Below are 21,521 nucleotides of genomic sequence, written 5' to 3'. Positions count from 1 at the left end.
CCCGGTGGCCGCGAACACCATGGTGCCCGCCCAGCTGAACACGTCGGACGCCGGCCCGACCCGCTCCCCGGTGAACTGCTCCGGCGACATGTACGCGACCGGCCCCGGCGCCCCACCGCCCGGCCCCGACGCGCCCCCCAGAAGGCCGGGCAGCCAGAACACCGCCGCGGCCACCACCACCGCCGACCCCCCGGCGACCCCGCCCACCACCACCCGCCGACGCCGCCCCCGCCCCGCGACGCCGACAGCAGGCTCCCGCGAATCCCCGCCCGCCCCGTACGCGCCGCCGGACCCGTACGCGCCGCCGGACCCGTACGCGCCATCGGAGCCGGAGGCGCCGCCCGGTTCGGAGGCGCGGCCCCGGCCGGGCCAGGGGGCCGTGTGGCCGCTCACCGTGCCGGGCGGGGGTGGCATGGGGTGGCCGCCGATGAGGTGGAGCAGCACGTCCTGCATGGCCGGGCGCGCCGAGGGGTCCTTGGCCAGGCAGGCGCGCACGATCGAGCGCAGCGGCTCCGGCACGTCCCCCAGCCAGGGCTCGTCGTGCAGGATGCGCCGGATCACCGCCGGCACCGAGTCGTTCCCGAACGGCGGCGTCCCCGTCGCCGCGAACACGATCACCGACCCCCAGGCGAACACGTCCACCGGGGGCCCGAGCTCGGCCCCGGCGAGCTGCTCCGGCGCCATGTACGACGGCGTGCCGACGATGCCGCTGGTCACCGTGAGGGACGCGCCGGAGGCCCGCGCGATGCCGAAGTCGATCACGCGTGGCCCGTCGCGCCCCAGCAGGACGTTCGCGGGCTTGAAGTCGCGGTGCACCACTCCGGCCCGGTGGACGGCCGCCAGCGCGGTGGCCGTCGCCACCGCCAGCCGCTGCAGGTCCGCGCCCGCGTGCCGGCCCGCCTCCGACAGCGGCGGCCCCTGCACGTACTCGGTGACGATGTACGGCCGCCCGCCGAGCGAGGCGTCGAGCACCTGGGCGATGCAGAACGGCTCCACCCGCCGCGCCGCCGCGATCTCCTTGGCGAAGCCGCCGTCCCGGGGAGCGCCGTCCTGGAGCACCTTGACGGCCACCGGGGTCCCGTCGGGAGCCCGGCCCAGGTAGACGACGCCCTGGCCGCCCTCGCCCAGCCGCGCCGTCAGCCGGTACGGCCCCACCGCCGGGGGATCGCCGCGCAGCAGCGGGCCCGCCATCAGGGGGAGTCCTCCTGGCACATCTCGAACGTGACCGACTTGCGCGCCGAGACGGGGGAGGTGATGCGGAACGTCGCGTTGTGCGGGCCGGGGCCGGCGGTGAACGGGCGGGGGGCGTTGACGCGCATGGTGTCGTAGACGACCTGGCTGGTGCCGCCGCCGACGTTCCGGCCGTCGAAGTACCAGGTGTAGCGGAACGGGATGACGCCGCTGCCGGAGCGCTCGACCAGCGCGTACACGGAGACGCTGCTGCCGCCGTAGCAGCCGGGGTCGATGTGCCAGCCGCCGAGCGTCCGCACGTACAGCAGCCGGACGCCGCCGGTGGCCCGCTGCCGGGTGGCGGTGGGGCGCGAAGTGGCCGGGAGGGCCGTCGTGGGGCGGCGGGTGGTGGGGACGGCGCTCGCGCGGTCGGCCGCGGGCCGGGGGGTGCGGGTGCGCCGGGCCCGTGGCGTGCGCGACGGCTCCCCCGAGGCGGTCGCGGCCGTGTTTCCCGTGGTTCCCGTGTCTCCGGTGGCGGCCGGGGTCGTGACGGAGGCCAGGTTCCGCGCCTTCGAGGTGGGCGTGGAGGGGGTCAGCCACACGATGGCCCCGGCCAGGGCCAGCGCGGCCACCCCGGACGCCCCGGCGACGGCCAGCTTCTTGCCCGTGCGCCGCCTTGTCGCCGGCCGCGTCCCCGGTTCGTGAGCCCCGTGCGCCTGAGCCCCGTGCGCCTGCTGAGTTCCCGCAGGGTGAGGGGCGGGTCCGCCGAGCAGGCGCAGGAGCACGTCCTGCATGGCCGGGCGGCGGGCCGGGTCCTTGGCCAGGCAGTCGAGGACGACCTCGCGCAGCACCGGCGGCAGGTCGCCGGCCCGGGGCTCGTTGTGCAGGATCCGGTTGATCACCGCGGGCAGCGAGTCGTCGCCGAACGGCGGCGTCCCCGTCGCCGCGAACACGATCACCGACGCCCACGCGAACACGTCCGCCGCCGGACCCACCTGCTCCCCGGCGAGCTGTTCTGGCGCCATGTAGGCGGGCGTGCCGACGATGCTGCTCGTGGCCGTGAGGCCGGAGTCGAGCGCCCGGGCGATGCCGAAGTCGATCACGCGCGGCCCGCCCGGCCCGAGCAGCACGTTGGCGGGCTTGAAGTCGCGGTGCACGACGCCCGCCTGGTGGATGGCCGCCAGCGCGGTGGCCGTCGCGACCGCCAGCCGCTGCAGCTCGGCCCCCGTGTGCCGGCCAGCCTGCTGGAGCGAGGGCCCGTCCACGTACTCGGTGACGATGTACGGCCTGCCGCCGCCGGAGGAGGCGTCGAGCACCTGGGCGATGCAGAAGGGCTCCACGCGGCGGGCGGCGGCGATCTCGCGGGCGAAGCGGTCGTCGGCGACGCCTTCGCGGAGCACCTTGACCGCGACCGGCCCGCCGTCGCGCGCCACCCCGAGGTAGACGACCCCCTGGCCGCCCGCCCCCAGCCGCCCGGCCAGGCGGTACGGTCCCACCGCCGCCGGGTCGCCCTCGCGCAAAGGCTCTACGTTGGGCATGAGAAGAGGGACTCCAGTGACGGATGAGATCGAATCCCCAGCACCTTAGCGGCAATTGTCGGCATTCGTCGGGAGTTATGGTCAAGTGATTCGTTCGCCAGGGCCGTCAGTGGGTTCGAGGCCGGGAGACAGGAGGGCGCGGTGCGCTCGCTGGAGGACTACGTCCGGGGCGTCAAGGCGGGTTCGCGCACGTGGATCGCACGGGCGATCACGCTGGTCGAGTCCACCCGGCAGGACCACAGGGCGCTGGCCCAGCGGCTGCTGGTCGAGCTGACGCCGCTGGCGGGCCGGGCCCGCCGGGTGGGCGTGTCGGGGGTGCCGGGCGTGGGCAAGTCCACGTTCGTCGACGCGCTCGGCACGCGGCTGACCGGCGCCGGGCACCGGGTGGCGGTGCTGGCCGTGGACCCGTCCTCCACCAGGACCGGCGGCAGCATCCTGGGGGACAAGACCCGGATGGCCCGGCTGTCGGCCGATCCGGCGGCGTTCATCCGGCCCTCGCCGACCTCCGGCACGCTGGGCGGGGTCGCCAAGGCCACGCGGGAGGCGATGGTCGTGGTGGAGGCCGCCGGGTTCGACGTGGTGCTGGTGGAGACCGTGGGCGTCGGCCAGTCGGAGACGGCGGTGGCCGACATGGTCGACACGTTCCTGCTGCTGACCCTGGCCCGCACCGGCGACCAGCTCCAGGGCATCAAGAAGGGCGTGCTGGAGCTGGCCGACGTGATCGCGGTCAACAAGGCCGACGGCGAGCACGCCCTGGCGGCCCGCAAGGCGGCCCGCGAGCTGGCCGGGGCGCTGCGGATGCTGCGGTCCGGGGGCGCGCCGCCGCCGGTGCTCACGTGCAGCGGGCTCACCGGCGACGGGCTGGAGGAGCTGTGGCGGCAGGTCCTGGCCCATCAGGAGGGGCTCGACCTGGCGGCCAAGCGCCGTGAGCAGCAGGTCGGCTGGACGTGGACGCTGGTGCGCGAACGCCTGCTGGCCGAGCTGCTGGACGACCCGGACGTGACGGCGATCGCCGGGGACGTCGAGCGGGAGGTGCTGGCGGGGGAGCTGACCCCGTCGCTGGCGGCGGACCGGCTCCTGGAGGCCTTCAAACGCCGCTGACCCACTCGCCCCCAGTTACACGAACGATCGGTCGCTCATATATTGTGGGCCCATGACCGAACAGGAGACCGACGGGCGCAGGGCCCGGGGGCGGCGCAGCCGGGAGGCGATCCTGGAGCACGCCGTGTCCCTGGCCTCGGTGCACGGGCTGGGCGGGCTGAGCCTGGGGCGGCTGGCGGACGCGGCCGGCGTGAGCAAGTCTGGATTTTTCGCCCACTGGCGCGACAAGGAGGAGCTCCAGCTCGACGCCGTGGAGTGGGCGAGCCGCCAGTGGGTCGAGCGGATCGTCAAGCCCGCCCTCGAGGCCCCGCCCGGCGTCCGGCGGATCTTCGCCCTGCACGAGGCCCGGATGCGCTTCTACGCCGACGGGGTGCTGCCCGGCGGCTGCTTCTTCTTCATGGCGCAGGTCGAGTTCGACGACCAGCCCGGCCGGGTGCGCGAGCGCGTCGCCCGGGCGCTGGCCGAGTGGCTCGGCCTGATCGAACGGCTCGTGCGCGAGGCTGTGGCCCTGGGCGAGCTGCCCGGCGACGTCGACGCGGGGCAGCTCGCGTACGAGATCGAAGCGCTCGGGGAGGCCGCGGTCACGCACGCGCGGCTGCTGGACCCCGACGAGGCCCACCGGCGCAGCCGCCGTGCCGTGCTGCTGCGCCTGCGCGACCTGACCACCACCCCCGAGCTCCTTCCGGAGGACCGCACGTGAGCGTGACCCGCACCGTCCAGATCCATTTCGACGACCTCGACGCGATGGGGCTGCTGCACAACTCCCGCTACGCCCTGCTCGTCGAGCGTGCCGTCGGCGCGTTCTGGGCCGAGCAGGGATGGAACTTCGACCCCGGCGTGTCCCGGTTCCGCGACGTCTACATGGCGGTCCGCGAGTTCAAGATCACCTACAACGCGCCGATCTCGGGGGCCGGGGAGGTGGCGGTGGAGTTCTGGCTGGACCGGATGGGCCGCACCAGCGGCGTCTACGGCTTCCGGGTGCTGTCGGCCGACCGCTCGATCGTGCACGCCGAGGGCTACCGGGTCAACGTCAACCTCGACCCGGCCACGTTCCGCCCGGCCCCGTTCAGCCAGGAGCTGCGGGACGCGGCGGCGCCGCTGCTGCTGGAGGACCTGACCGCCGTGCAGTGACGCGGGGGAGGAGGGCGCCGGTCACGAGACCGGCGCCCTTTTGCGTTCCCGCGCTCTGGCCGGGTGTGTTAAATTTTGGCCATGCGGTCAGAAAATGAGCCCAGCGGCCAGAAGGGCCGGTCGTTCATCGAGGAGGCCAGGCGCGCCCAGATCATCGCCTCGGCCGTCGAGGTGATCGCCGAGCAGGGGTTCGCCCGAGCCTCCCTGGCCCGGATCGCCCAGCACGCGGGCATCAGCAAGGGCGTCATCTCCTACCACTTCGACGGCAAGGACGAGCTGATGGAGGAGGTCGTCGTCCGGGTCTACACGGCCATCAGCGAGCACGTGCTCGCCCGGATGGAGGGCCTGAGCACGGCCACCGAGCTGCTGCGCACCCAGATCCTCGGCGTCGCCGAGCACATGCGCGCCCAGCGCACCCAGCTCAGGGCCCTCGGCGAGATCTTCGCCAACCTGCGCGACGCCGACGGCAGGCTCCGCTTCGGCGTCAACGCCGGAGAGGAGATCTACCAGGCGCTGGAGCAGATCTACCGCCTCGGCCAGAAGACCGGCGAGTTCCGCGCGTTCGACGTCCGGGTGATGGCGCTCACCCAGTCCGCGGCCGTCGACGCCATGTTCGCCTACTGGATCAACAATCCCGGCCACGACCTCGACGCGCACGCCCGGGAGCTCGCCGACCTGTTCGAGAGGGCCGTCCGATGAACACCGAATTACGCGCCGCGACCCGGCTGCACGCCGTCGACAACCTGCGGGTCCTGCTGACCGTGCTGGTCGTCCTGCACCACGTCGCGCTCACGTACGGCAACATCCCGATGTGGTATTACACCGAGCCCGCCGCCGACCCCTCCGGCCTGGCCCTGGACATCCTCGTCGTGATGAACCAGGCGTTCTTCATGGGCCTGTTCTTCCTCATCTCCGGCTTCTTCACGCCCGGCTCCCATGACCGCAAGGGCGGCCGGGCGTTCGCCCGCGACCGGCTGGTCCGGCTCGGCGTGCCGCTGCTGGTGTTCCTGGTCCTGCTGCGGCCGCTCGTGACGCTGCCCGACTACCTGACCGGGGAGCCGTTCTGGCAGGTCTACCTGCGCACCTGGGACCCGGGGCCGATGTGGTTCGCCGAGGTGCTGCTCGTCCTCGGCCTGGCGTACGCGCTGTGCCGCCGCCGGGGGAGCACGGCGCAGGAGGCGCAGGCGGCGCCCACGGCGCCGAAGGCGCGCTGGATCGTGCTGTTCACCGTGGGCCTGGCGGCGGTGACCGTCCTGTGGCGGATCCCGGTCCCGGTCGGGACGTACGTGCCGGTCCTCGGGCTGCCCACGCCCTACTTCCTGCCGCAGTACGTGAGCATGTTCGCGGCCGGGCTGGTGGCGTTCCGCCGTGGCTGGTTCGAGACGCTGCCCCGCCGGGCCGGGCGGCTCGGGTTCGTCGTCGCCGGCGCGTCCACGGCCGTGTGCCTGCCGGTCATGGGCACGACCTCCGGGGCGGTGACGGACGCGATCACCGCCACCTGGGAGATCGTCTTCGCCGTCGGCATGATCCTCGGGCTGGTGGTGCTCTTCCGCGAGCGGTTCGCCGGGCAGGGGCCGCGCGGCCGGTTCCTGTCGGAGCACGCCTACACCGTCTACGTCGTCCACCCGCTGGTGGTGGTCGCCGCCGGCTACGCGCTCAGCGGGATCCAGGCGGCGGCGATCGTCAAGTTCGCGCTCGCCGCCGCCCTCTGCCTGCCGCTGTGCTGGGGCCTGGCCTACCTGGTGCGCTCGCTGCCCGGGGCCAGGAGGGTGCTGTGACCCGGGGCTACTCGGCGTAGAAGGCGTCGAGGGTGCTTCCGTGGCGCTCCTCGACGGCCTTGCGCTTGACCTTGAGGCTCGCGGTCAGCTCGCCGCCCTCGACCGTGAAGTCCTCCGCCAGGATCGCGAACTTCTTGATCGTGGCGTAGCTGGCCTGGTCGGCGTTGACCTGGTCGATGCCCTTCTGCACCTCGGCGAGCATCCGCGGGTGCCCGCGCAGCTCCTCCGGGTCCGTCGGCAGTCCCTCGGCCTCCGCCCACGGCCTGGTCACGTCCATGTCCAGGGTCACCAGGGCCGTGCAGTAATTGCGCCGGTCGCCGTGCACGAACACATGCGACAGATACGGGCAGGCCGCCTTGATCCGGCCCTCCAGGTGGGTCGGCGCGACGTACTTGCCGCCGGAGGTCTTGATCAGCTCCTTCTTGCGGTCGGTGATGCGCAGCCGGCCCGCCTCGTCCAGCTCGCCGATGTCGCCGGTGCGCAGCCAGCCGTCGTCCAGCGCCTCGGCCGTCTCCTCCGGCAGGCCGTGGTAGCCGCGCATGATGCCGCGCCCGCCGATCAGCACCTCGCCGTCGTCGGCGATGCGCACCTCGGTGCCCGGCAGCGGCAGCCCCACCGTGCCGAACCTGACGCTGTCGGGCCGGTTGAGGAAGCTGCCCGCCGACGACTCGGTCAGGCCGTAGCCCTCCAGGATCGTCAGCCCGGCCGCGTCGAAGAACTCGGCGATGTCCTGCGACAGCGGCGCCGCCCCCGAGATGAAGAAGCGGATCCGGCCGCCGAACCTGGCCCGCAGCTTGCCGAACACCAGCCGGTCGGCCAGCGCGTACTCCAGCCGGGTCGTCAGCGGGATGGACGCGCCGCGCTGGCGGGCCCGCACCACGCGGACGCCCGTCGCCTTCGCCCAGTTGAAGATCTTGAGCTTGACGCCGCCCTCGCGCTGCTGCGTCGCGGCGACCGTGTTGTGGATCTTCTCGAAGATGCGCGGGGCCGCCGCCATGAACGTCGGCCGCAGCGCGCCCAGGTTGTCGGCGATCCGGTCGAGGCGGCCGTCGATCGCGGTCGGCACGCCCTCGCCGAGCATCACCACCTCCAGCAGCTTGCCGAACGAGTGCGACAGCGGCAGCCACAGGAAGTGCAGGTCCGCGCCCGACAGCAGGTCGATCTCGCGGACCGCGCCCGCCGCGTACAGCCAGTTGTCGTGGGTGAGCACCACGCCCTTGGGCCGGCCGGTGGTGCCGGAGGTGTAGATGAGCGTGGCCACGTCCTCGGCGCCGATCGCCGCCACCATCGCGGCATAGTCGCCGTCACTTTCGCTGCCGGCGGCGCGTACGGAGTCGAGCGTGACCACCCAGCCGTCGTCGCCGGCCTCGCCGTCGATCACCACCACGTGGGTGACGTCCGGCAGCTTCTTGCGCACCGACCGGAGCTTGGCCACCTGCTCGTCGTTCTCCGCGATGACGATCGTGCTGCCGGAGTCGGTGATGACGAACGCCGACTCCGCCGCTGTGTTGGACGGGTAGATCGTCGTCGTCGCCGCGCCCGTCGACAGCACCGCCAGGTCGCACAGGATCCACTCCACCCGGGTCGAGCAGAGGATCGAGACCCGGGCGCCCGGCCCCGCGCCCAGCTTCGCCAGGCCGAGCGCCAGCTCCCGCACCCGGTCACCGGTCTGTCGCCAGGTCATCGACGTCCAGCCGTCACCCGAGGGGTAACGGTACGCCTCGGCGTCGGGGGTGGCCGCGATCCGGTCGAGCAGCAGGGCGGGGATGCTGGACATTGCCTGGACCTCCTGTGGGGGATGTGAGGCAGACTCTAGGCCGGTTGCCCCGTTCCAGTCGATAACGCAATTGACGTCCCGGGAGGAAGCGGGCGATAGTGTGGCAGGTGGCTGCCCCCCGGATGATCACGTGCGTTCTCGCGCTGGCGACCCTCACGCTCGGCGCGTGCACCTCCGCGCCCTCCCTGAGCGGCGGCTCGCCGCGGTTGAGCGGCACCGCGGGCGGCCCCGGCGGCGCCGGCTCGCCCAGCCCCAGCCTCGCCGCGCTCACCGCCGACGCCTACAAGGGCGAGCTCGGCACCCGGCACGACGCGCTGAGCGACGCGATCAAGTCCGTGGCCTCCGCGCGCGGCCTCAAGAGCCTGCGCGAGCGGGTGGGCAAGGCGGAGGAGAAGATGCTCGGCGCCGCCGAGGAGCTCGCCGCCCTCCAGCCGCCCGCCGAGGTCCGCGCCCAGCACGACGCGTACGTGACCAGCATGCGCGACCTGGCCGCCGGGCTCGGCGGCGCGACCGGGAAGGTCGGCTCCGGCCTGTGCACCTCCTCGGCCGTGCTCACCGACGTCCGCGGCGCGCTCGGCGCCCTCGACGAGGCCGGCGAGACCCTGCAGGAGGCCGGCGGCTACCCGGCGGACGTGGTGCCGGTCAAGGCCGCCGGGAAGAAGACCAGGCGGCTCGGCAACGGCCACTACCTGCGCAAGAGCGGCCTCGGCGGGCGCAGCTCGCTGCAGATCCACAACGGCACCCGGCGCGACGCCGTCGTCAACGTGCTGCGCGGCAAGTCCAAGGTCATCAGCGTCTACGTGCGCAAGAAGTCCAAGTTCAAGATCCCCGGCATGCGCGACGGCACGTACCGGATCTACTTCACGCACGGCGTCGACTGGGACGGCAAGAGCCGGGCCTTCACCCGCGACTGCAGCTTCTCGCGCTTCCAGAAGTCGGTGAAGTTCAAGACCACCTACACCTCGACGCAGATCCTCTGGCACGACTGGCGCATCACGCTGCACTCCATCTCCGGCGGCAACGCCAGGACGAGCCAGGTCGACCCCGACGACTTCCCCGGCTAGGAGCTGTTTGGGGTTCGGAACACGCGAGGGCCGCGCGCCGGAGCGCGCGGCCCTGTGCCGGCGAGGTCGCGCCGGTAAGCTGGAGGCCGGTCAGCTGGAGAACAGCATCCCCACCCAGCTGCGCTGGCGGTGGTGACCGTAGTGGCCGCCCGGGTGGCTGCCCGGGTGGCCGCCACGCGGCGGGGCGCCCCACGCGGGGCCGCCGGGCGCGGGAGGCGGGGGAGCGGCGTGGTAGGCCGACTCCATCTGCGTCAGACTCTCGAGCTCGCCGTAGTCCAGGAAGATCCCACGGCAGTTGTCGCACTGCTCGATGTGGACGCCGTTGCGCTCATATGTCCGCATGTTGCCGCGGCACTTCGGGCACTGCATCTAGTCGCTCTCCTTGGCCTCGTGGTTCTGAGCAAAACCTACCGCGCGCAACGCCCTCGCGCTGTGACGATTCTGTTGCACGACTCGACCAACGAATGCTCGACCTCATCGAGTTCCCGGCCGTCCCTGGCGGCGTTGACGACCGCCACGGCGGCCAGCTGGACGGTGACCGCGCGGGCGGGCAGGTCCAGGCGCCGCCACGGGTCCTCGCCGCCGCCCAGAGCCGGTCCGCCCGAGCCGAGGTACGCGCCCAGGAATCGATCCCAGACGACAGGATCCAGTAACCCCGCGGCATACCAGGCGGCCGGTCTGGCCAGGTCCCACGCCGGGTCGCCGACCCCCAGGTCGTCCACGTCGATGAGCAGCCAGCGGTCGCGGCGCACGAGCTGGCCCAGATGCCAGTCGCCGTGCGTCAGGAGGCCGGGCCCCGGCTCCGGCTCCGGCAGCTCCGCGAACGCCCGCCGCACCAGGCTCTCCACCGGCCCGTCGCCGGTCATCCGCCGCACCGCGCGCGCCGCCCGCGCGGGACCTCCGGCCGGCGGCAGCGCCGGCACCACCGTGAGGGGCACGGCGTGCAGCCGGGCCAGCAGCCTGGCCCCCTCCTCCCACGGGGCCGACTCCGTCTCGTCCTGGCCGATCGGCCGGCCCGCCGGCCACACCGACACCGCGCGGCCCGCCACCGTCAGCACCTCCGGCTCCAGCGGCGCCAGCATCACCCCGGTCAGCGCCGCCGACGCCGTCGCCCGCAGCCGGGGCCGCAGCGCCTCCACGTCGTCCCGCGCGGAGTGCGCCTTCACCACGACCTCACCGCGGCGTAACACCACCACGTCGGTCCGCGTCGGGTGCAGCACGGGCTCGCCCGTCCCCCCGTACGCGCCCGCGACAACCGCCAGCTCAGCCTCCAGACCCATCCGTACAGCCTAGGACCTTCCGCCCACGCCTCCCCCGGCCCGTCCGGCCGCCGGGCCCGTCCGCCTGCCCGCCCTGCAAGCCCGCCGGGCGCGGGCCTCTACGCTGCTCCGCAGGGGTTCTGATTCCTGTCCGCCCGCCTCGGAGGTCGTCCATGAGAACCGGTTTCGCAGTGCCGCAGTCCGGAGCCTGGGCCACGCCCGCGAACATGCGCCGCGTCGCCGTCCGGGCCGAGGAGCTCGGCTACCACGAGCTGTGGACGTTCCAGCGGGTGCTCTACCCGGTCGGGCACCCGATGGGCGCCACCTACCGCAGCGTCCACGACCCGCTCGTCACGCTCGCCTACCTGGCCGGGATCACCCGGACCGTCCGGCTCGGCGTCGCCGTCGTCAACGCCTTCCTGCAGCCCGTGGCGCTGGCCAAGCAGCTCGCCACCCTCCAGGCCGTCTCCGGCGGGCGGCTCACCGCGGGGCTCGGGCTCGGCTGGGTGCCGGAGGAGTTCGAGTCCGCGGGCGTCGGCTTCGAAGGGCGCGGGCGGCGCGGGGAGGAGTTCGTCGAGGTGCTGCGCAAGGCGTGGACCGACGACGTGGTGGCGCACCGGGGCGAGTTCTACCGCGTCCCGCCCTCGCACGTCGACCCCAAGCCGTCGCCCGTCCCGCCGCTGCTGCTCGGCGGCACCGCCGACGTGGCGCTGCGGCGGGCCGGGCGGCTCGCCGACGGCTGGGTCAGCTCCAGCCGGGAGAACCTGTCGGAGATCGGGTCGCGCGTGGCCGTCGTCAAGGAGGCCGCCGAGCGGGCCGGCCGCGACCCGGCCGCGCTGCGCTTCGTCTGCCGGGGCGTCACCCGGGTCCGCGCCGGGGCCGGGGCCGGCCGGCGGCTCCTCACCGGCACCTTCGAGCAGATCCGCGCCGACGTCGCCGCCCTGGAGGCCGAGGGCGTCACGGACGTCTTCCACGACCTCAACTTCGACACCGCCCACGTCGAGCTGGACGCCGGCGAGGCGATGCGGCGCGCCGAGGAGGCCCTGGAGGCGCTCGCCCCGCGCCTTTAGCAGCCGTGCCGGAGGCCCGCGTGCGGGTCAAGGCCTGCCCGCCTCGCCGAGGACCTCGGCCAGGCGGGCGGCGGCCTGCTTCTCCAGCGGCTTGGCCTTGATCTCTCTGGCGATGGCCACGGCGCTCTCCAGCTGCGAGATGGTCTCGTCGGTGTCCCCCGCCGAATGCAGGTACTCGACGAGCGCCGTCCTGGTGCGGACCTCGTTGAGCCGGCTCTTCAGGCTCACGGTGATGACCGCAACGACTCGCCCGCCTCCTCCATCAGCCCCAGCCGCAGGTTCGCCACGCCGAGCCCTTGCAGCCCGAGCGCCTCTCCCACGCGGTCCCCGATGCGGCGCGCGCTCTCCAGGGTTTCGGCGAAGGCCCGGCCCGCCTCGGCGTGCCGCTTCTCCCTCAGTTCGAGGTTGCCCACCCAGTGGAGGGTCTGGGCGAGGCCGCGTCGCGCGTTCAGCGGCTCGTAGATGGCGCGGGCGGCCTCCAGGTAGGTCCGGGCGCCTGGAACTCGTCCATGTCGAGGTGGATCTGCGCGACGGAGCGCAGGACGTGGGCCTCGGCGCCGGCGTCGCCTGCCGCCCGCAACTCCCGCAGCGCCTCCCGGTAGCGGGTCATCGCCTGGCCGGGCCGGCCCACGCATCGGTCGATCAGCGCCAGGAACGTGCGCGCGATGCCCATGCCGTGCACGTCACCGGCCTCTTCGAACAGCTTGAGCGAGTGCTGGAAGTCGGCCGTGGCCGAGTCGTAGTCGGCCTTGTCGGCATGCAGCATGCCACGCCGCTGCAGCACCGCGCCCAGCCCGCGGACGTCGCACGTCCGCTCCGCGGCCGCCTGCCCGCATTCGAGGACGGCCTGCAGGTCGTCGAGGTACTTGCGGAGGGAGAAGAAGATGGCGCCGGTGCAGGCCAGGTCCCAGGAGATGTCCTCGAAGCCCGCCAGCGACCCGAGACGCACCCCGTTGACGATGGCCAGCCGCTCGGTCTCGAACCATTCCACCGGGTCGGCGGTCAGCTCGCTCACATACGCGGCGGGGAGGCTCCAGCACTCGGACACGCCGCGGACGATCTGGAACTCACCGCCGTACAAGGTGCTGTACGCCGCCCGCGTGACCGACAGCAGGCAGCTCAGCATGCGCCGCAGGGCCTGCTCGCGCTCGCTGTCCGGGTCCTCGGCCTCGCTCACCTCGCGGGAGAACAGGCGTACCAGCTCGTGGAAGCGATATCGGGTCCGGCCGGCGGAGTCGCTCGCCACGACCTGGAGGAGCTGGGCGTCCACGAGGGTTTCCAGAAGCGCCTCCGCTTCGTCGACGCCGACGTCGAGCAGCGCGGCGGCCGTCCACGAGGCGAACGTGGTGACCCCGATGAGGCCGAGCCGCCGGAAGGCGCGGCGCTCGTCCTCCTCCAGGCTCTGGTAGCTGAACGTGAAGACGGCGCGGACGTGCAGCGGCCCGTGGGCCAGCTCGTCCAGCCTGTGCCGCTCGTCCCTGAGGTGGGCCACCAGTTTGCCGGGGGTCCAGTGCCGCTTCGCCGCGAGCCGGGCGCCGGCGATGCGCAGGGCGAGGGGAAGGCTGCCGCACAGCGAGAGCAGTTCGCGGGCCGCCTCGACGTCCCGGGTCAGCCGGTGCGCGCCGACGAGCCGCTCCAGCAACATCATGCTCTGCTCGGGGTCGAGCACGTCGAGCTCCACCTGCCGCACGCCGGGGAACGAGCTCAGAGATCTGCGGCAGGTGACGATGACGGCGCAGGACGCGCTGCCGGGGATGATCGGCACGATCTGGGCCGCGTCGGCCGCGTTGTCCAGGATGATGAGGGCGCGTCGTTCTGACATCAGCGTCCGGAACAGCTCGGCCCTCTCGTCGAGGCTCGGCGGGATGCCGTCGCCGACCACACCCAGGACGCGCAGGAACCGGGTGAGCACCTCGGCCGGTTCGACCGGCTCGGTCTGCGTGCCCGTGCCGTGCAAGTCGATGTACAGCTGGCCGTCCGGGAACTGGGCGCGCATCTCGTAGGCCAGGTGCAGGGCGAGCGCCGTCTTGCCGATGCCGCCCATTCCGGAGATGGCCGCGATCGCCACGGTGCGCCGCCTCCGGTCGCACAGGTAGTGCGTCAGCTCCAGCCGCTGCTTCTCGCGGCCGGTGTAGTCCGAGACGTCCGGAGGCAGCATGTTCGGCACCGCGGGACGCTGTTCGCGGTCACCGGGGCGCGCCGTGTCGGTCAGCAGCGCGGTGTGGGCGTCGCGGAGCTCGGGTGAAGGGTCGACGCCGAGTTCGTCCGCGAGCCTCTTCCTGGTCGTCTCGAACCAGCGCAGTGCCTGGGCGCGCCGCCCGGACGCGCCGAGGACGGTGATGAGGCGCGTGTGCAGGCGCTCGTCGTAGGGGTGCCGCTCGATCAGCGCGGCCACGTGGTGGATGGCCACGTCCGGCTGGTTCAGCGCGAGGGCGATGTCCGCCAGGTCCATGGCGCAGGTCAGCTGGGCGTTCTCCAGTCGATGGACCTCGGGGCCCGTGTGGAGGGTTTCGGGGGCGCCCAGGAGCACGGGGCCGCGCCACTCCGCCAGGGCCTGCTGGAGCAGGCGCAGGCGGCGCGCCGGGTCACGCTCGGCCACCGCCGTCTCGGTCAGCCGGACGAACCGCGCGGAGTCCAGCCGCACGCGGGCGATGTCGAGGCGGTAGCCGTTGCCGGTCAGGTCGATGACGTCGCTCAGCGATGTCTGGGCGCGCAGCCAGGTGCGGATGCGGGAGATGCCCGTGCGTAACGCGCCGAGGCTCGCCCCCGCCGATCCCCACACCCGATCGATCAGCTGATCTTCGGTCACCGGACGGCCGGCCCCCAGGGCGAGGCCGGCCAGCAGCCAGGCGCCGTTCCGTCCGGGGACCGCCACTTCGCGCCCCGCGATCTGGACCTCCAGAGGGCCGAGAACGCGGATCGCCATGGTGTCCTGCTGAGTCATGCCTACCCCCTCGTACGTGCCCGGCCAGGCTAACGAGAGCCGATATTGATCCGCTGTAAATGAACTGTAATCGGCTTTTGGCAGCATGTGTCGCAGCCTATGAAGCAGGAGGAACGACATGTTCGCATGGAAAACTTGCGACCCTTCTGGAAAGCGTTCGGGCGGGGGAGCGTGAATGGCCGGCCTGCTGACCCCGGCCAGATGCGATCGATCGCCGGACAGCCGGGAGAGCGTCTCTTTCGGCGTGCTCGGCCCGCTCCGCGTCACGGTCGATTCCCGTACGCTGGACATCCCGATGAGAATGCAGCAGATATTGGCTGTTCTTCTGTGCCATCGCGATCAGCCCATGGGGACGGCCCGGATCGCGGATCAAATCTGGGGAGAGAATCCGCCGAAAAGCGCGGCGAAGAGCGTGCATGTTGCGATCCATCATCTTCGCCGGGCGCTTTCTCATTCTGATCGGATCGTCTCGACCGCCACCGGTTACATGGTGGTGGTCCGTCCGGGGGAGCTGGACGCCGACCGCTTCGAGTGCCTGGTCGAGCGCGGCATGCGCGCGGAGGAAGCGGACCGGGCCGCCGCTTCGCTCGCCGAGGCGGCGGCGCTGTGGCGCGGCCCCGCGCTGGCGGGCCTGGAGTCCTTGCCGTCGCTGTCGGCCGAGGCGATGAGGCTTGAAGAGCTGCGGCTGGCCGCGATCGAGTCGCGTATCGACGCCGATCTCGCCCTGGCCCGCCATGCCGGACTGGTCGCGGAGCTGAAGGCCCTGGTGCGCCGCCACCCGCTGCGGGAGCGGCTGTGGGGCCAGCTGATGATCGCCCTCTACCGTTCGGGGCGTCCCGCCGAGTCCTTGAACGCCTTCACAGAGGCGCGGCGGGTCATGCTCCACGAACTCGGCATGGAGCCGGGGGCGCAGCTCGCGCGGCTCGAGACCGCGATCCTGGCCCGCGATCCGGGCCTGGACGTCCGCCCGGCCGTGCGGAGCGGCCGCGGGCCGGCCGGTGAGCTCAAGGTCCGGCGGCTGGCGCCCACCGCGGGCAGGCGATCTCACCGGCTCACCGGCCGGTCCGACCGGGGGCGGCCGGCATGACCGCACGGAGATCGCGGGTCGCCTGCGTGGGCGCCGGTCCGGCCGGGCTGCTGCTCGCGCTGCTGCTGAGCAGGGCGGGCCACGAGGTGGACGTGTTCGAGCGGAGCGCGCCGGGGGCGACCTACGGGTTCGGGGTCGTCTTCTCCGAGTTCAGCCTCGCCCGGCTCGGGATGGTGGCGCCGGACGCCGTGACGGCCGTCCTGGCCCGCGCCGCGCGCTGGGACGAGGTGAAGGTACGGCGGGGTGGCGCCGCGAGCGCGGTGTCGCACCCCTTCGCGGCGGTGGAGCGCCATGCCATGCTGGCGGCGCTGGCCAAGCTGGCGGAGGAGGCGGGCGCCCGGCTCCGGTTCCGGACCAGTGTGTCGGCCCCCGACCTGTGCGGCGGCTACGATCTCGTGGCCGCCGCCGACGGCGCGCGCAGCGCGGCCCGTGCGGCTTTCGCCGCGGAGCTGGGCGCCGTGACCCGTGAGGGGAAGGGCCGCTACATCTGGTTCGGCGTGGACCGCGCCTTCGACGCGATGACCTTTCTCTTCGCCGACAGCCCCTACGGCGTGCTGTCGGCGCACGTCTATCCGTACGCTCCGGGCCGCAGCACGTTCCTGGTGGAAGCCGGCGAGCGGACCTGGCGGGCGGCGGGCTTCACCGACGGGCGCACGCGTCCCGCCGGCTGGACCGACGAGCGGGCGATGGCCTGGTGCGCGGAGGTGTTCCGGGACGATCTCGCCGGCGCCGGACTGCTCGGCAACGGCTCGCGCTGGCTGCCCTTCACCGACGTCGAAGCCCGGCGCTGGTCGACCGGCCGGCTCGCGCTGATCGGCGACGCCGCCCACACCGCGCACTTCTCGGTCGGCTCGGGCACCACCATGGCGCTGGACGACGCCGTGGAGCTGTCGCGCTGCCTGGCCGGACACGACGACGTGGCCGGGGCGCTCACCGCCTTCGAATCGGAGCGCAGGCCGGAGGTGGCCCGGGTTCAGGCCGCCGCGTGGGCGAGCCGGCGCATGTGGGAGCACCCCGAGGAGCACGCGGGGCTGGATCCGCGAACGCTTCTCCTGCGCCTGCTGACCAGGACGGGGCAGTCGTCGGGAGACCACCTGACGTGGCTCGACCCCAGTCTCCCCGAGCGGCTCGGCCGCCCGCTGACGCCTCCGCCGGAGACCCGGATCATCACGCTGGCCGGCGCCGGCGAGGTGTCGTGCGGAGACGCCTGCGACGGGCATGCCATCCGGATGCCGGCCGAACTCGCCGCGCGGTTCGAGTCCGGGCGGTTCGAGTCCGGGCGGTTCGAGTCCGGGCGGTGCCCGCTCGTCCTCGATCTGACCGGCGAGCCGCGTGACCCGCGTGACCCGCGTGAGCTGGAGGGTGTGCTGGAGAAGATGCGTTCGCCGAAGGGAATCCTGCTGCGGCCCGGCCACGGCGGCGACAGCGAGGTGGAGGCCGCCGTGGAGCTCGTCGAACGTCTGGCCCCCGGGCTCGACTTCGCCGCGGTGTCCCGGGGCGAGGGTGAGCCGGATCTCGCCCGTATCGGACAGATGGTCCTCGGGGAACGGCTGGCCGCGCGGTTGCCCGTCGTCCTCGTCTGCGGCGAAGACGACTTGGGCTACGGCTGGGCCCACGTTCAGGCCCGGCGCGTGGCCCAGGTCTGGCTTCAGGCCTGACCGGGAACGGCGGGCGCGCGCGTCAGTGCGGCCGCCACGCCCGCCGGCGTCGGGTCGGAGAAGAAAGCGCGCAGCGAGATCTCCGCGCTCAGCTCGCTCCTGATCCGGGCCACGATCTGCGCCGCGATGAGACTGTTTCCGCCGAGGTGCAGGAAATGATCGAGCCGGCCCACTCGCGGCTGCCGGAGCAACTCCGCGAATATCGCGATGATCTCTTCCTCGAGCGGTCCGGTCTCGGTCGGATTCGTCATGGGAACTCCTTCGGAGCAAGCGCCTGAATTTTTTGGAACAGTAACGCGGCTCGCCAGTGACCGGATACCTGCAATAACCATCAGATAACCGCCGGATAACCGGAGGTCCATAGATTTGAACCACCAAGCAATCGTCTGTCGTGACGAGGGACACATGGCCGACTGGACGCTGTATGACTTTTTCCGCGATACCGCGACGAAACATGGTGAGCGGGTCGCGCTGGAGATCGGGGGAACGTCATTCACCTATCGGCGGCTGCTCGAAGCCGTCGAGCGGACGGCCGCCCTCATCGCCGGAGCCAGGAGTGGCGGCTCGCCCCGCATCGGGCTGCTGGCCAGCAGAAGCCTCGCGGGATACGCCGGGTTCCTGGCGATCCTGCGGCTCGGCCTGTGCGCGGTGCCGCTGAATCCGTACACGACCGCCGGCCGTAACGCGGACATCGCCAAGGCGGCCGGGCTCGGCCTCGTGGTAGCGGACGGCTCGGCCGGGCACGCGCCGGACGCCCTCGGGACGGAGACCCTCCTTCTGACGGACGCGCGGATACTCGGCCGCGTCCCCGTGATGGAGGCGCCGGCCCCCGAAACCGGCGAGCTCGCCTACATCGGGTTCACCTCCGGCTCGTCGGGGCGGCCGAAAGGCGTGCGGATCACGCATGCCAACGCCCGGGCGTTCGTGCGGGACGCGCTGGAGCGCTTCGCGTTCGACCGGGACAGCCGTGTCGCGCAGGTGTTCGAGCTGTCCTTCGACCCCGCGATCCACGAGATGTTCGGTGCCTGGGGAGCGGGAGGCACGCTCTGCGTCGTCCCCAGGGCGGACGTGCTGTTCCCGCGGGACTTCGTCACCGCTCTGCGGGTGACGCACCTGCTGGCCCTGCCGTCCATGATCTCTTTCGCGCTCGCCGAAGGACAGCTCACACCTGGCGGCATGCCGACGCTGCGGCACGTGCTGCTGGGCGGCGAGGCGGTGACGTACGCGCACGCGGAGGCGTTCGCCCGCGCCGCTCCCGACGCGACGCTGTACAACTGCTACGGGCCGACGGAGCTCACCGTTCTCTGCGCGGGCTACCGGTTGCCGAGGCCGCGCTCGCACTGGCCCGTCACCTCCAACGGCACGGTGCCGATCGGCGAGGTGTACGCGCACCTGGAGCACGTCCTGCTGGACGAGGACGGACGGCCGGGCGAGGCCGGGGAGTTGTGCGTACGCGGGCCGCAGCGCTTCCCCGGCTACCTCGACCCGGCGGCCGACGCCGGCCGCTTCGTGTCGATCGACGCTGGCCGGGTCCGCGAGGTCACGGGCACCCCGGCCGGCAGCGACTGGTACCGCACGGGCGACCGGGTGGTCAGGGAGAACGGGCTGCTGGTGCATGCCGGCAGGCTGGACGCGCAAATCAAGATCGACGGCTTCAGGGTGGAGCCCGGCGAGGTCGAGGCGGTGCTGCGCGCGCATCCCGGCGTCGTCGACGTGGTGGTGGTCCCGCGCCCGCACGCCGGAGGAGGGCTCGCCCTCGTCGCGCACTACACCGGCGAACCGCTGACCGCCGGCGAACTGAGCGAGTTCGCCGCCGTGCTGCCCCCGCACATGCGCCCGGTGAGCTACAACCACCGGACGGACATCCCGCTGACCCCGAACGGCAAGGCCGACCGGCGGCTCCTGGCGGAGACCGGCGAGCGGGGCGGCGGCTCACGATGACCGCACGCGTCACCTACAGCGGATATCTGCGGCTCGAAGAACTGCTCGGACTGCAGAACGGGCTCAGCGAGGGGCATCCGGACGAGCTCCACTTCATCGTGACCCACCAGGCCATGGAGCTGTGGTTCAAGATCATGATCAACGATGTGCGCCGGGCGCGCGCACATCTGGAGGACGGGGCCTGGACCAAGGCGGCCGCCGTGCTCAAGAGGCTCAACAACGTCACGGGCAACGGCATCGCCCAGATCTCGACGCTGGCCGACATGGGCCCGGCCGCCTTCAACGGCTTCCGCGACGTGCTCGGGTCGGCCAGCGGCCTCGAATCGGCGCAGTTCCGCGTGGTCGAAGTGCTCGCCGGGCTGCGCACCCCGGAATACCTCCACTCCATCCGCGCGCTGAACCGCGGCAGCCTGCCGCCCGTCGTCGGCGCCGCGCTGAAGGAGCCCGGTCTCGCCGAGGCCGCGGAACTGGCCGGCAAGAAGAGCGGCGTCGAGGACTGGGCCAAGGTCTACCGGGAGCCGGAGGACTACGGGCCCATCGCCGTCATGGCCGAGCTGCTCACCGACTTCGACGTGCTGTGGTTCCGCTGGCGGGCCGAGCACATCGTGCTCGTCGAGCGCATGATCGGCAGGCGTTTCACCGGCACCGGCGGCAAGTCGGCCGGCTACCTGGCGCGGACTCTCCAATACCGCTTCTTCCCCTTCCTCTGGGAAGCGCGAAACACCTTGTATGAGACGGGTATGAAATGAGCGATCTTCCTCTGCTCGCGGTCAACCATGAACGCGGGTCGGCCTCGCCGTACCAGATCATGGTCGCCGCCGAGGGGCTCTGCAGGCTGGTGTTCCTCGTGGACGGGACGCAGGCCCGCGACGAGGCGCTGCTCACCATGCTGCGTGACTGCGGGCCGGTGCTCCAGCTCGATCCCGATCCGGCACAGACCGCGCGGAGCCTGGAGAAACTGGGCGTCGACGCCCTCCTCACGTACAGCGACTACCGGGTGTCCTCCACCGCCCGGCTGGCCGCGCTCATGGGGCTGCCGTATCACAGTGAGGGCACCGCCCGCGCGCTGACCAGGAAGGACGTGCAGCGCACGCTCCTGCGGGAGGGCGGCGCCGACGACACGGCCTGCGTGCTCCGCACGGAGCCGCTCGAGACCTTCGGGCCGGACCTGCCCCTGCCGGCGGTGGTGAAGCCGGCCACCGGCGCCGCCAGCAGGCACACCTACCTCGCGAACACCCCGGCGGAGTGCGCGCGAGCCGTCCGCGCGGTGCTCGAGGGCGTCGCCGCGGCCGACCGGCCGGGAGCCGTGGTCGAGCAACTGCTGGTGGGCGACACGTCTGTCGCCGGTGAGGGCTGGGGGGACCACGTGTCCGTCGAGTCCATGGTCCGGGACGGGCGCGCCGAGCACTACGCGGTGATCGGCAAGTTCCCCCTCGCGCCGCCGTTCAGGGAGACCGGCCACTTCGCGCCCGCCACGATCTCCGCCGGGACCAGGTCCGCCGTCCTCGACCTGACCACCCGCGCGTTGAAGGCGCTGGACGTACGGCACGGCGCCACGCACACCGAGATCAAGCTGACCCCGGCGGGGCCCCGTGTCATCGAGGTCAACGGCAGGCTCGGCGGCTTCGTCGACAAGGTGCTGAGCGGCTGCTACGCCGTCTCCCCGCTCCGGTCCACGATCGCGGCCGCGCTCGGGCACGACGTGCGGCTCGAACCGGGCCCGCCCGCCGGAGTGTCGTTCGTCTACTCGCCGCCCGCGCCGCAGGCGCTCAGCCGCATGGACGCGCTGCACGGGCTCGACGTGATCCGCTCGCTCGACGGCGTCCGCGAGGCCTACCCGCTCGGCCTGCCCGGACGGCTGCTCGACTGGCGCGACGGGTCGGGCTCGGCACTCGCCGACGTCTGGGGAGTCGTCGAAGACCACGAGCGGCTGCGCGAGCTCGTCCTCCAGATCGAGGCGGCACTCCGGCTCGAGCACTCACCAGCAAGGGACTGAGAACACA

General features: G+C 72.7%; 21 protein-coding genes. 12 read left to right on the top strand and 9 right to left on the bottom strand.

What is annotated here, in order from left to right; translation table 11 throughout:
• Together AB0J53_RS39800 and AB0J53_RS39795 are read right to left on the bottom strand one after the other, a co-directional pair.
• Positions 1–1,191, bottom strand: a 1,191-nt coding sequence (locus AB0J53_RS39800; protein WP_364182143.1) for a serine/threonine-protein kinase, incomplete at its 3' end; no start/stop codon positions are given.
• A complete protein-coding gene (locus tag AB0J53_RS39795) occupies positions 1,191–2,708 on the bottom strand; it encodes a serine/threonine-protein kinase (RefSeq protein ID WP_364182141.1) in 1,518 nt (505 codons plus the stop codon). The genes AB0J53_RS39800 and AB0J53_RS39795, both read right to left, overlap by 1 nt.
• A gap of 141 nt (positions 2,709–2,849) precedes the next feature.
• On the opposite strand from AB0J53_RS39795, the gene meaB reads away from it, so the two are divergent.
• From meaB to AB0J53_RS39770, 5 genes are all read left to right on the top strand, one after another.
• Positions 2,850–3,809 carry a methylmalonyl Co-A mutase-associated GTPase MeaB gene (gene meaB, locus AB0J53_RS39790; RefSeq protein ID WP_364182138.1) on the top strand — a complete coding sequence of 320 codons (960 nt, stop codon included), beginning with the start codon at positions 2,850–2,852 and terminating at the stop codon, positions 3,807–3,809.
• Between the two features lie 52 nt (positions 3,810–3,861).
• Entirely contained in the window at positions 3,862–4,509 is a 648-nt protein-coding gene (locus tag AB0J53_RS39785; RefSeq protein ID WP_219517611.1) for a TetR/AcrR family transcriptional regulator, read from the top strand.
• The gene (locus tag AB0J53_RS39780) at positions 4,506–4,940 is read left to right on the top strand and encodes a thioesterase family protein (protein WP_364182135.1); all 435 of its coding nucleotides are present in this window, start codon (positions 4,506–4,508) and stop codon (positions 4,938–4,940) included. Before AB0J53_RS39785 ends, AB0J53_RS39780 begins: the two co-directional genes overlap by 4 nt.
• Positions 4,941–5,021: 81 nt before the next feature.
• A complete protein-coding gene (locus tag AB0J53_RS39775; RefSeq protein ID WP_364182132.1) occupies positions 5,022–5,639 on the top strand; it encodes a helix-turn-helix domain-containing protein in 618 nt (205 codons plus the stop codon).
• Complete coding sequence (locus AB0J53_RS39770) at positions 5,636–6,718, top strand: acyltransferase family protein (protein WP_364182129.1); 1,083 nt, start codon at positions 5,636–5,638, stop codon at positions 6,716–6,718. The genes AB0J53_RS39775 and AB0J53_RS39770 overlap by 4 nt, the downstream gene beginning before the upstream one ends.
• A 7-nt stretch (positions 6,719–6,725) precedes the next feature.
• Here the strand turns inward: AB0J53_RS39770 and AB0J53_RS39765 are convergent, their stop codons facing one another.
• Positions 6,726–8,495 (bottom strand): long-chain fatty acid--CoA ligase, encoded by a 1,770-nt coding sequence (locus tag AB0J53_RS39765; protein WP_364182127.1) that lies wholly within the window; start codon positions 8,493–8,495, stop codon positions 6,726–6,728.
• 122 nt (positions 8,496–8,617) lie between these two features.
• Here AB0J53_RS39765 and AB0J53_RS39760 point away from each other — a divergent pair, with 122 nt between their 5' ends.
• On the top strand, positions 8,618–9,559 hold the full coding sequence (locus AB0J53_RS39760; RefSeq protein ID WP_364182125.1) for a hypothetical protein: 942 nt from the start codon (positions 8,618–8,620) through the stop codon (positions 9,557–9,559).
• 90 nt (positions 9,560–9,649) lie between these two features.
• Here AB0J53_RS39760 and AB0J53_RS39755 read toward each other — a convergent pair whose 3' ends face one another.
• Entirely contained in the window at positions 9,650–9,928 is a 279-nt protein-coding gene (locus tag AB0J53_RS39755; protein ID WP_364182122.1) for a zf-TFIIB domain-containing protein, read from the bottom strand.
• 38 nt (positions 9,929–9,966) lie between these two features.
• On the bottom strand, positions 9,967–10,839 hold the full coding sequence (locus AB0J53_RS39750) for a phosphotransferase (protein WP_219514112.1): 873 nt from the start codon (positions 10,837–10,839) through the stop codon (positions 9,967–9,969).
• A 152-nt stretch (positions 10,840–10,991) separates the two neighbouring features.
• On the opposite strand from AB0J53_RS39750, the gene AB0J53_RS39745 reads away from it, so the two are divergent.
• Positions 10,992–11,888 (top strand): TIGR03619 family F420-dependent LLM class oxidoreductase, encoded by an 897-nt coding sequence (locus AB0J53_RS39745; protein WP_364182120.1) that lies wholly within the window; start codon positions 10,992–10,994, stop codon positions 11,886–11,888.
• Positions 11,889–11,915: 27 nt separating this feature from the next.
• Here AB0J53_RS39745 and AB0J53_RS39740 read toward each other — a convergent pair whose 3' ends face one another.
• From AB0J53_RS39740 to AB0J53_RS39730, 3 genes are read right to left on the bottom strand one after another with little or no spacing between them, the layout of a single operon-like run.
• Positions 11,916–12,116, bottom strand: a complete 201-nt coding sequence (locus AB0J53_RS39740; RefSeq protein WP_364182118.1) for a hypothetical protein — start codon at positions 12,114–12,116, stop codon at positions 11,916–11,918.
• Positions 12,113–12,340 carry a tetratricopeptide repeat protein gene (locus AB0J53_RS39735; protein ID WP_364182147.1) on the bottom strand — a complete coding sequence of 76 codons (228 nt, stop codon included), beginning with the start codon at positions 12,338–12,340 and terminating at the stop codon, positions 12,113–12,115. The genes AB0J53_RS39740 and AB0J53_RS39735 overlap by 4 nt, the downstream gene beginning before the upstream one ends.
• Complete coding sequence (locus tag AB0J53_RS39730; RefSeq protein WP_364182115.1) at positions 12,337–14,832, bottom strand: BTAD domain-containing putative transcriptional regulator; 2,496 nt, start codon at positions 14,830–14,832, stop codon at positions 12,337–12,339. Before AB0J53_RS39730 ends, AB0J53_RS39735 begins: the two co-directional genes overlap by 4 nt.
• Positions 14,833–15,007: 175 nt before the next feature.
• Here AB0J53_RS39730 and AB0J53_RS39725 point away from each other — a divergent pair, with 175 nt between their 5' ends.
• Together AB0J53_RS39725 and AB0J53_RS39720 are read left to right on the top strand one after the other, a co-directional pair.
• On the top strand, positions 15,008–15,919 hold the full coding sequence (locus AB0J53_RS39725) for an AfsR/SARP family transcriptional regulator (protein ID WP_364182112.1): 912 nt from the start codon (positions 15,008–15,010) through the stop codon (positions 15,917–15,919).
• On the top strand, positions 15,916–17,577 hold the full coding sequence (locus AB0J53_RS39720) for an FAD-dependent monooxygenase (RefSeq protein WP_364182110.1): 1,662 nt from the start codon (positions 15,916–15,918) through the stop codon (positions 17,575–17,577). The genes AB0J53_RS39725 and AB0J53_RS39720 overlap by 4 nt, the downstream gene beginning before the upstream one ends.
• Here AB0J53_RS39720 and AB0J53_RS39715 read toward each other — a convergent pair.
• The gene (locus AB0J53_RS39715; RefSeq protein ID WP_364182107.1) at positions 17,568–17,828 is read right to left on the bottom strand and encodes a phosphopantetheine-binding protein; all 261 of its coding nucleotides are present in this window, start codon (positions 17,826–17,828) and stop codon (positions 17,568–17,570) included. The two genes, AB0J53_RS39720 and AB0J53_RS39715, sit on opposite strands and share 10 nt — an antisense overlap.
• A 154-nt stretch (positions 17,829–17,982) precedes the next feature.
• Here AB0J53_RS39715 and AB0J53_RS39710 point away from each other — a divergent pair, with 154 nt between their 5' ends.
• Genes AB0J53_RS39710 through AB0J53_RS39700 form a run of 3 tightly spaced genes read left to right on the top strand, consistent with a single transcriptional unit; the run spans position 17,983 to position 21,514 of the window.
• Positions 17,983–19,518, top strand: coding sequence for an AMP-binding protein (locus AB0J53_RS39710; protein ID WP_364182104.1), 1,536 nt, complete (start codon positions 17,983–17,985; stop codon positions 19,516–19,518).
• On the top strand, positions 19,515–20,267 hold the full coding sequence (locus AB0J53_RS39705) for a tryptophan 2,3-dioxygenase family protein (protein ID WP_364182102.1): 753 nt from the start codon (positions 19,515–19,517) through the stop codon (positions 20,265–20,267). Before AB0J53_RS39710 ends, AB0J53_RS39705 begins: the two co-directional genes overlap by 4 nt.
• The gene (locus AB0J53_RS39700) at positions 20,264–21,514 is read left to right on the top strand and encodes an ATP-grasp domain-containing protein (RefSeq protein ID WP_364182099.1); all 1,251 of its coding nucleotides are present in this window, start codon (positions 20,264–20,266) and stop codon (positions 21,512–21,514) included. The genes AB0J53_RS39705 and AB0J53_RS39700 overlap by 4 nt, the downstream gene beginning before the upstream one ends.
• Positions 21,515–21,521: the final 7 nt, after the last annotated feature.

The organism is Nonomuraea sp. NPDC049725 (genome assembly GCF_040674795.1).
GTDB lineage: Bacteria > Actinomycetota > Actinomycetes > Streptosporangiales > Streptosporangiaceae > Nonomuraea > Nonomuraea ceibae.
The sequence above is the reverse complement of the archived record's forward strand: the minus strand, read 5'-3'. Positions and strand labels throughout refer to the sequence as shown.

Excerpts from the sequence above, each read along its gene's own strand:
- AB0J53_RS39795 (WP_364182141.1), bottom strand. The coding sequence starts at position 2,708 with ATGCCCAACGTAGAGCCTTTGCGCGAGGGCGACCCGGCGGCGGTGGGA.
- AB0J53_RS39785 (WP_219517611.1), top strand. The coding sequence starts at position 3,862 with ATGACCGAACAGGAGACCGACGGGCGCAGGGCCCGGGGGCGGCGCAGC.
- AB0J53_RS39775 (WP_364182132.1), top strand. The coding sequence starts at position 5,022 with ATGCGGTCAGAAAATGAGCCCAGCGGCCAGAAGGGCCGGTCGTTCATC.
- AB0J53_RS39770 (WP_364182129.1), top strand. The coding sequence starts at position 5,636 with ATGAACACCGAATTACGCGCCGCGACCCGGCTGCACGCCGTCGACAAC.
- AB0J53_RS39765 (WP_364182127.1), bottom strand. The coding sequence starts at position 8,495 with ATGTCCAGCATCCCCGCCCTGCTGCTCGACCGGATCGCGGCCACCCCC.
- AB0J53_RS39760 (WP_364182125.1), top strand. The coding sequence starts at position 8,618 with ATGATCACGTGCGTTCTCGCGCTGGCGACCCTCACGCTCGGCGCGTGC.
- AB0J53_RS39755 (WP_364182122.1), bottom strand. The coding sequence starts at position 9,928 with ATGCAGTGCCCGAAGTGCCGCGGCAACATGCGGACATATGAGCGCAAC.
- AB0J53_RS39750 (WP_219514112.1), bottom strand. The coding sequence starts at position 10,839 with ATGGGTCTGGAGGCTGAGCTGGCGGTTGTCGCGGGCGCGTACGGGGGG.
- AB0J53_RS39745 (WP_364182120.1), top strand. The coding sequence starts at position 10,992 with ATGAGAACCGGTTTCGCAGTGCCGCAGTCCGGAGCCTGGGCCACGCCC.
- AB0J53_RS39730 (WP_364182115.1), bottom strand. The coding sequence starts at position 14,832 with ATGACTCAGCAGGACACCATGGCGATCCGCGTTCTCGGCCCTCTGGAG.
- AB0J53_RS39725 (WP_364182112.1), top strand. The coding sequence starts at position 15,008 with ATGGCCGGCCTGCTGACCCCGGCCAGATGCGATCGATCGCCGGACAGC.
- AB0J53_RS39720 (WP_364182110.1), top strand. The coding sequence starts at position 15,916 with ATGACCGCACGGAGATCGCGGGTCGCCTGCGTGGGCGCCGGTCCGGCC.
- AB0J53_RS39715 (WP_364182107.1), bottom strand. The coding sequence starts at position 17,828 with ATGACGAATCCGACCGAGACCGGACCGCTCGAGGAAGAGATCATCGCG.
- AB0J53_RS39710 (WP_364182104.1), top strand. The coding sequence starts at position 17,983 with ATGGCCGACTGGACGCTGTATGACTTTTTCCGCGATACCGCGACGAAA.
- AB0J53_RS39705 (WP_364182102.1), top strand. The coding sequence starts at position 19,515 with ATGACCGCACGCGTCACCTACAGCGGATATCTGCGGCTCGAAGAACTG.
- AB0J53_RS39700 (WP_364182099.1), top strand. The coding sequence starts at position 20,264 with ATGAGCGATCTTCCTCTGCTCGCGGTCAACCATGAACGCGGGTCGGCC.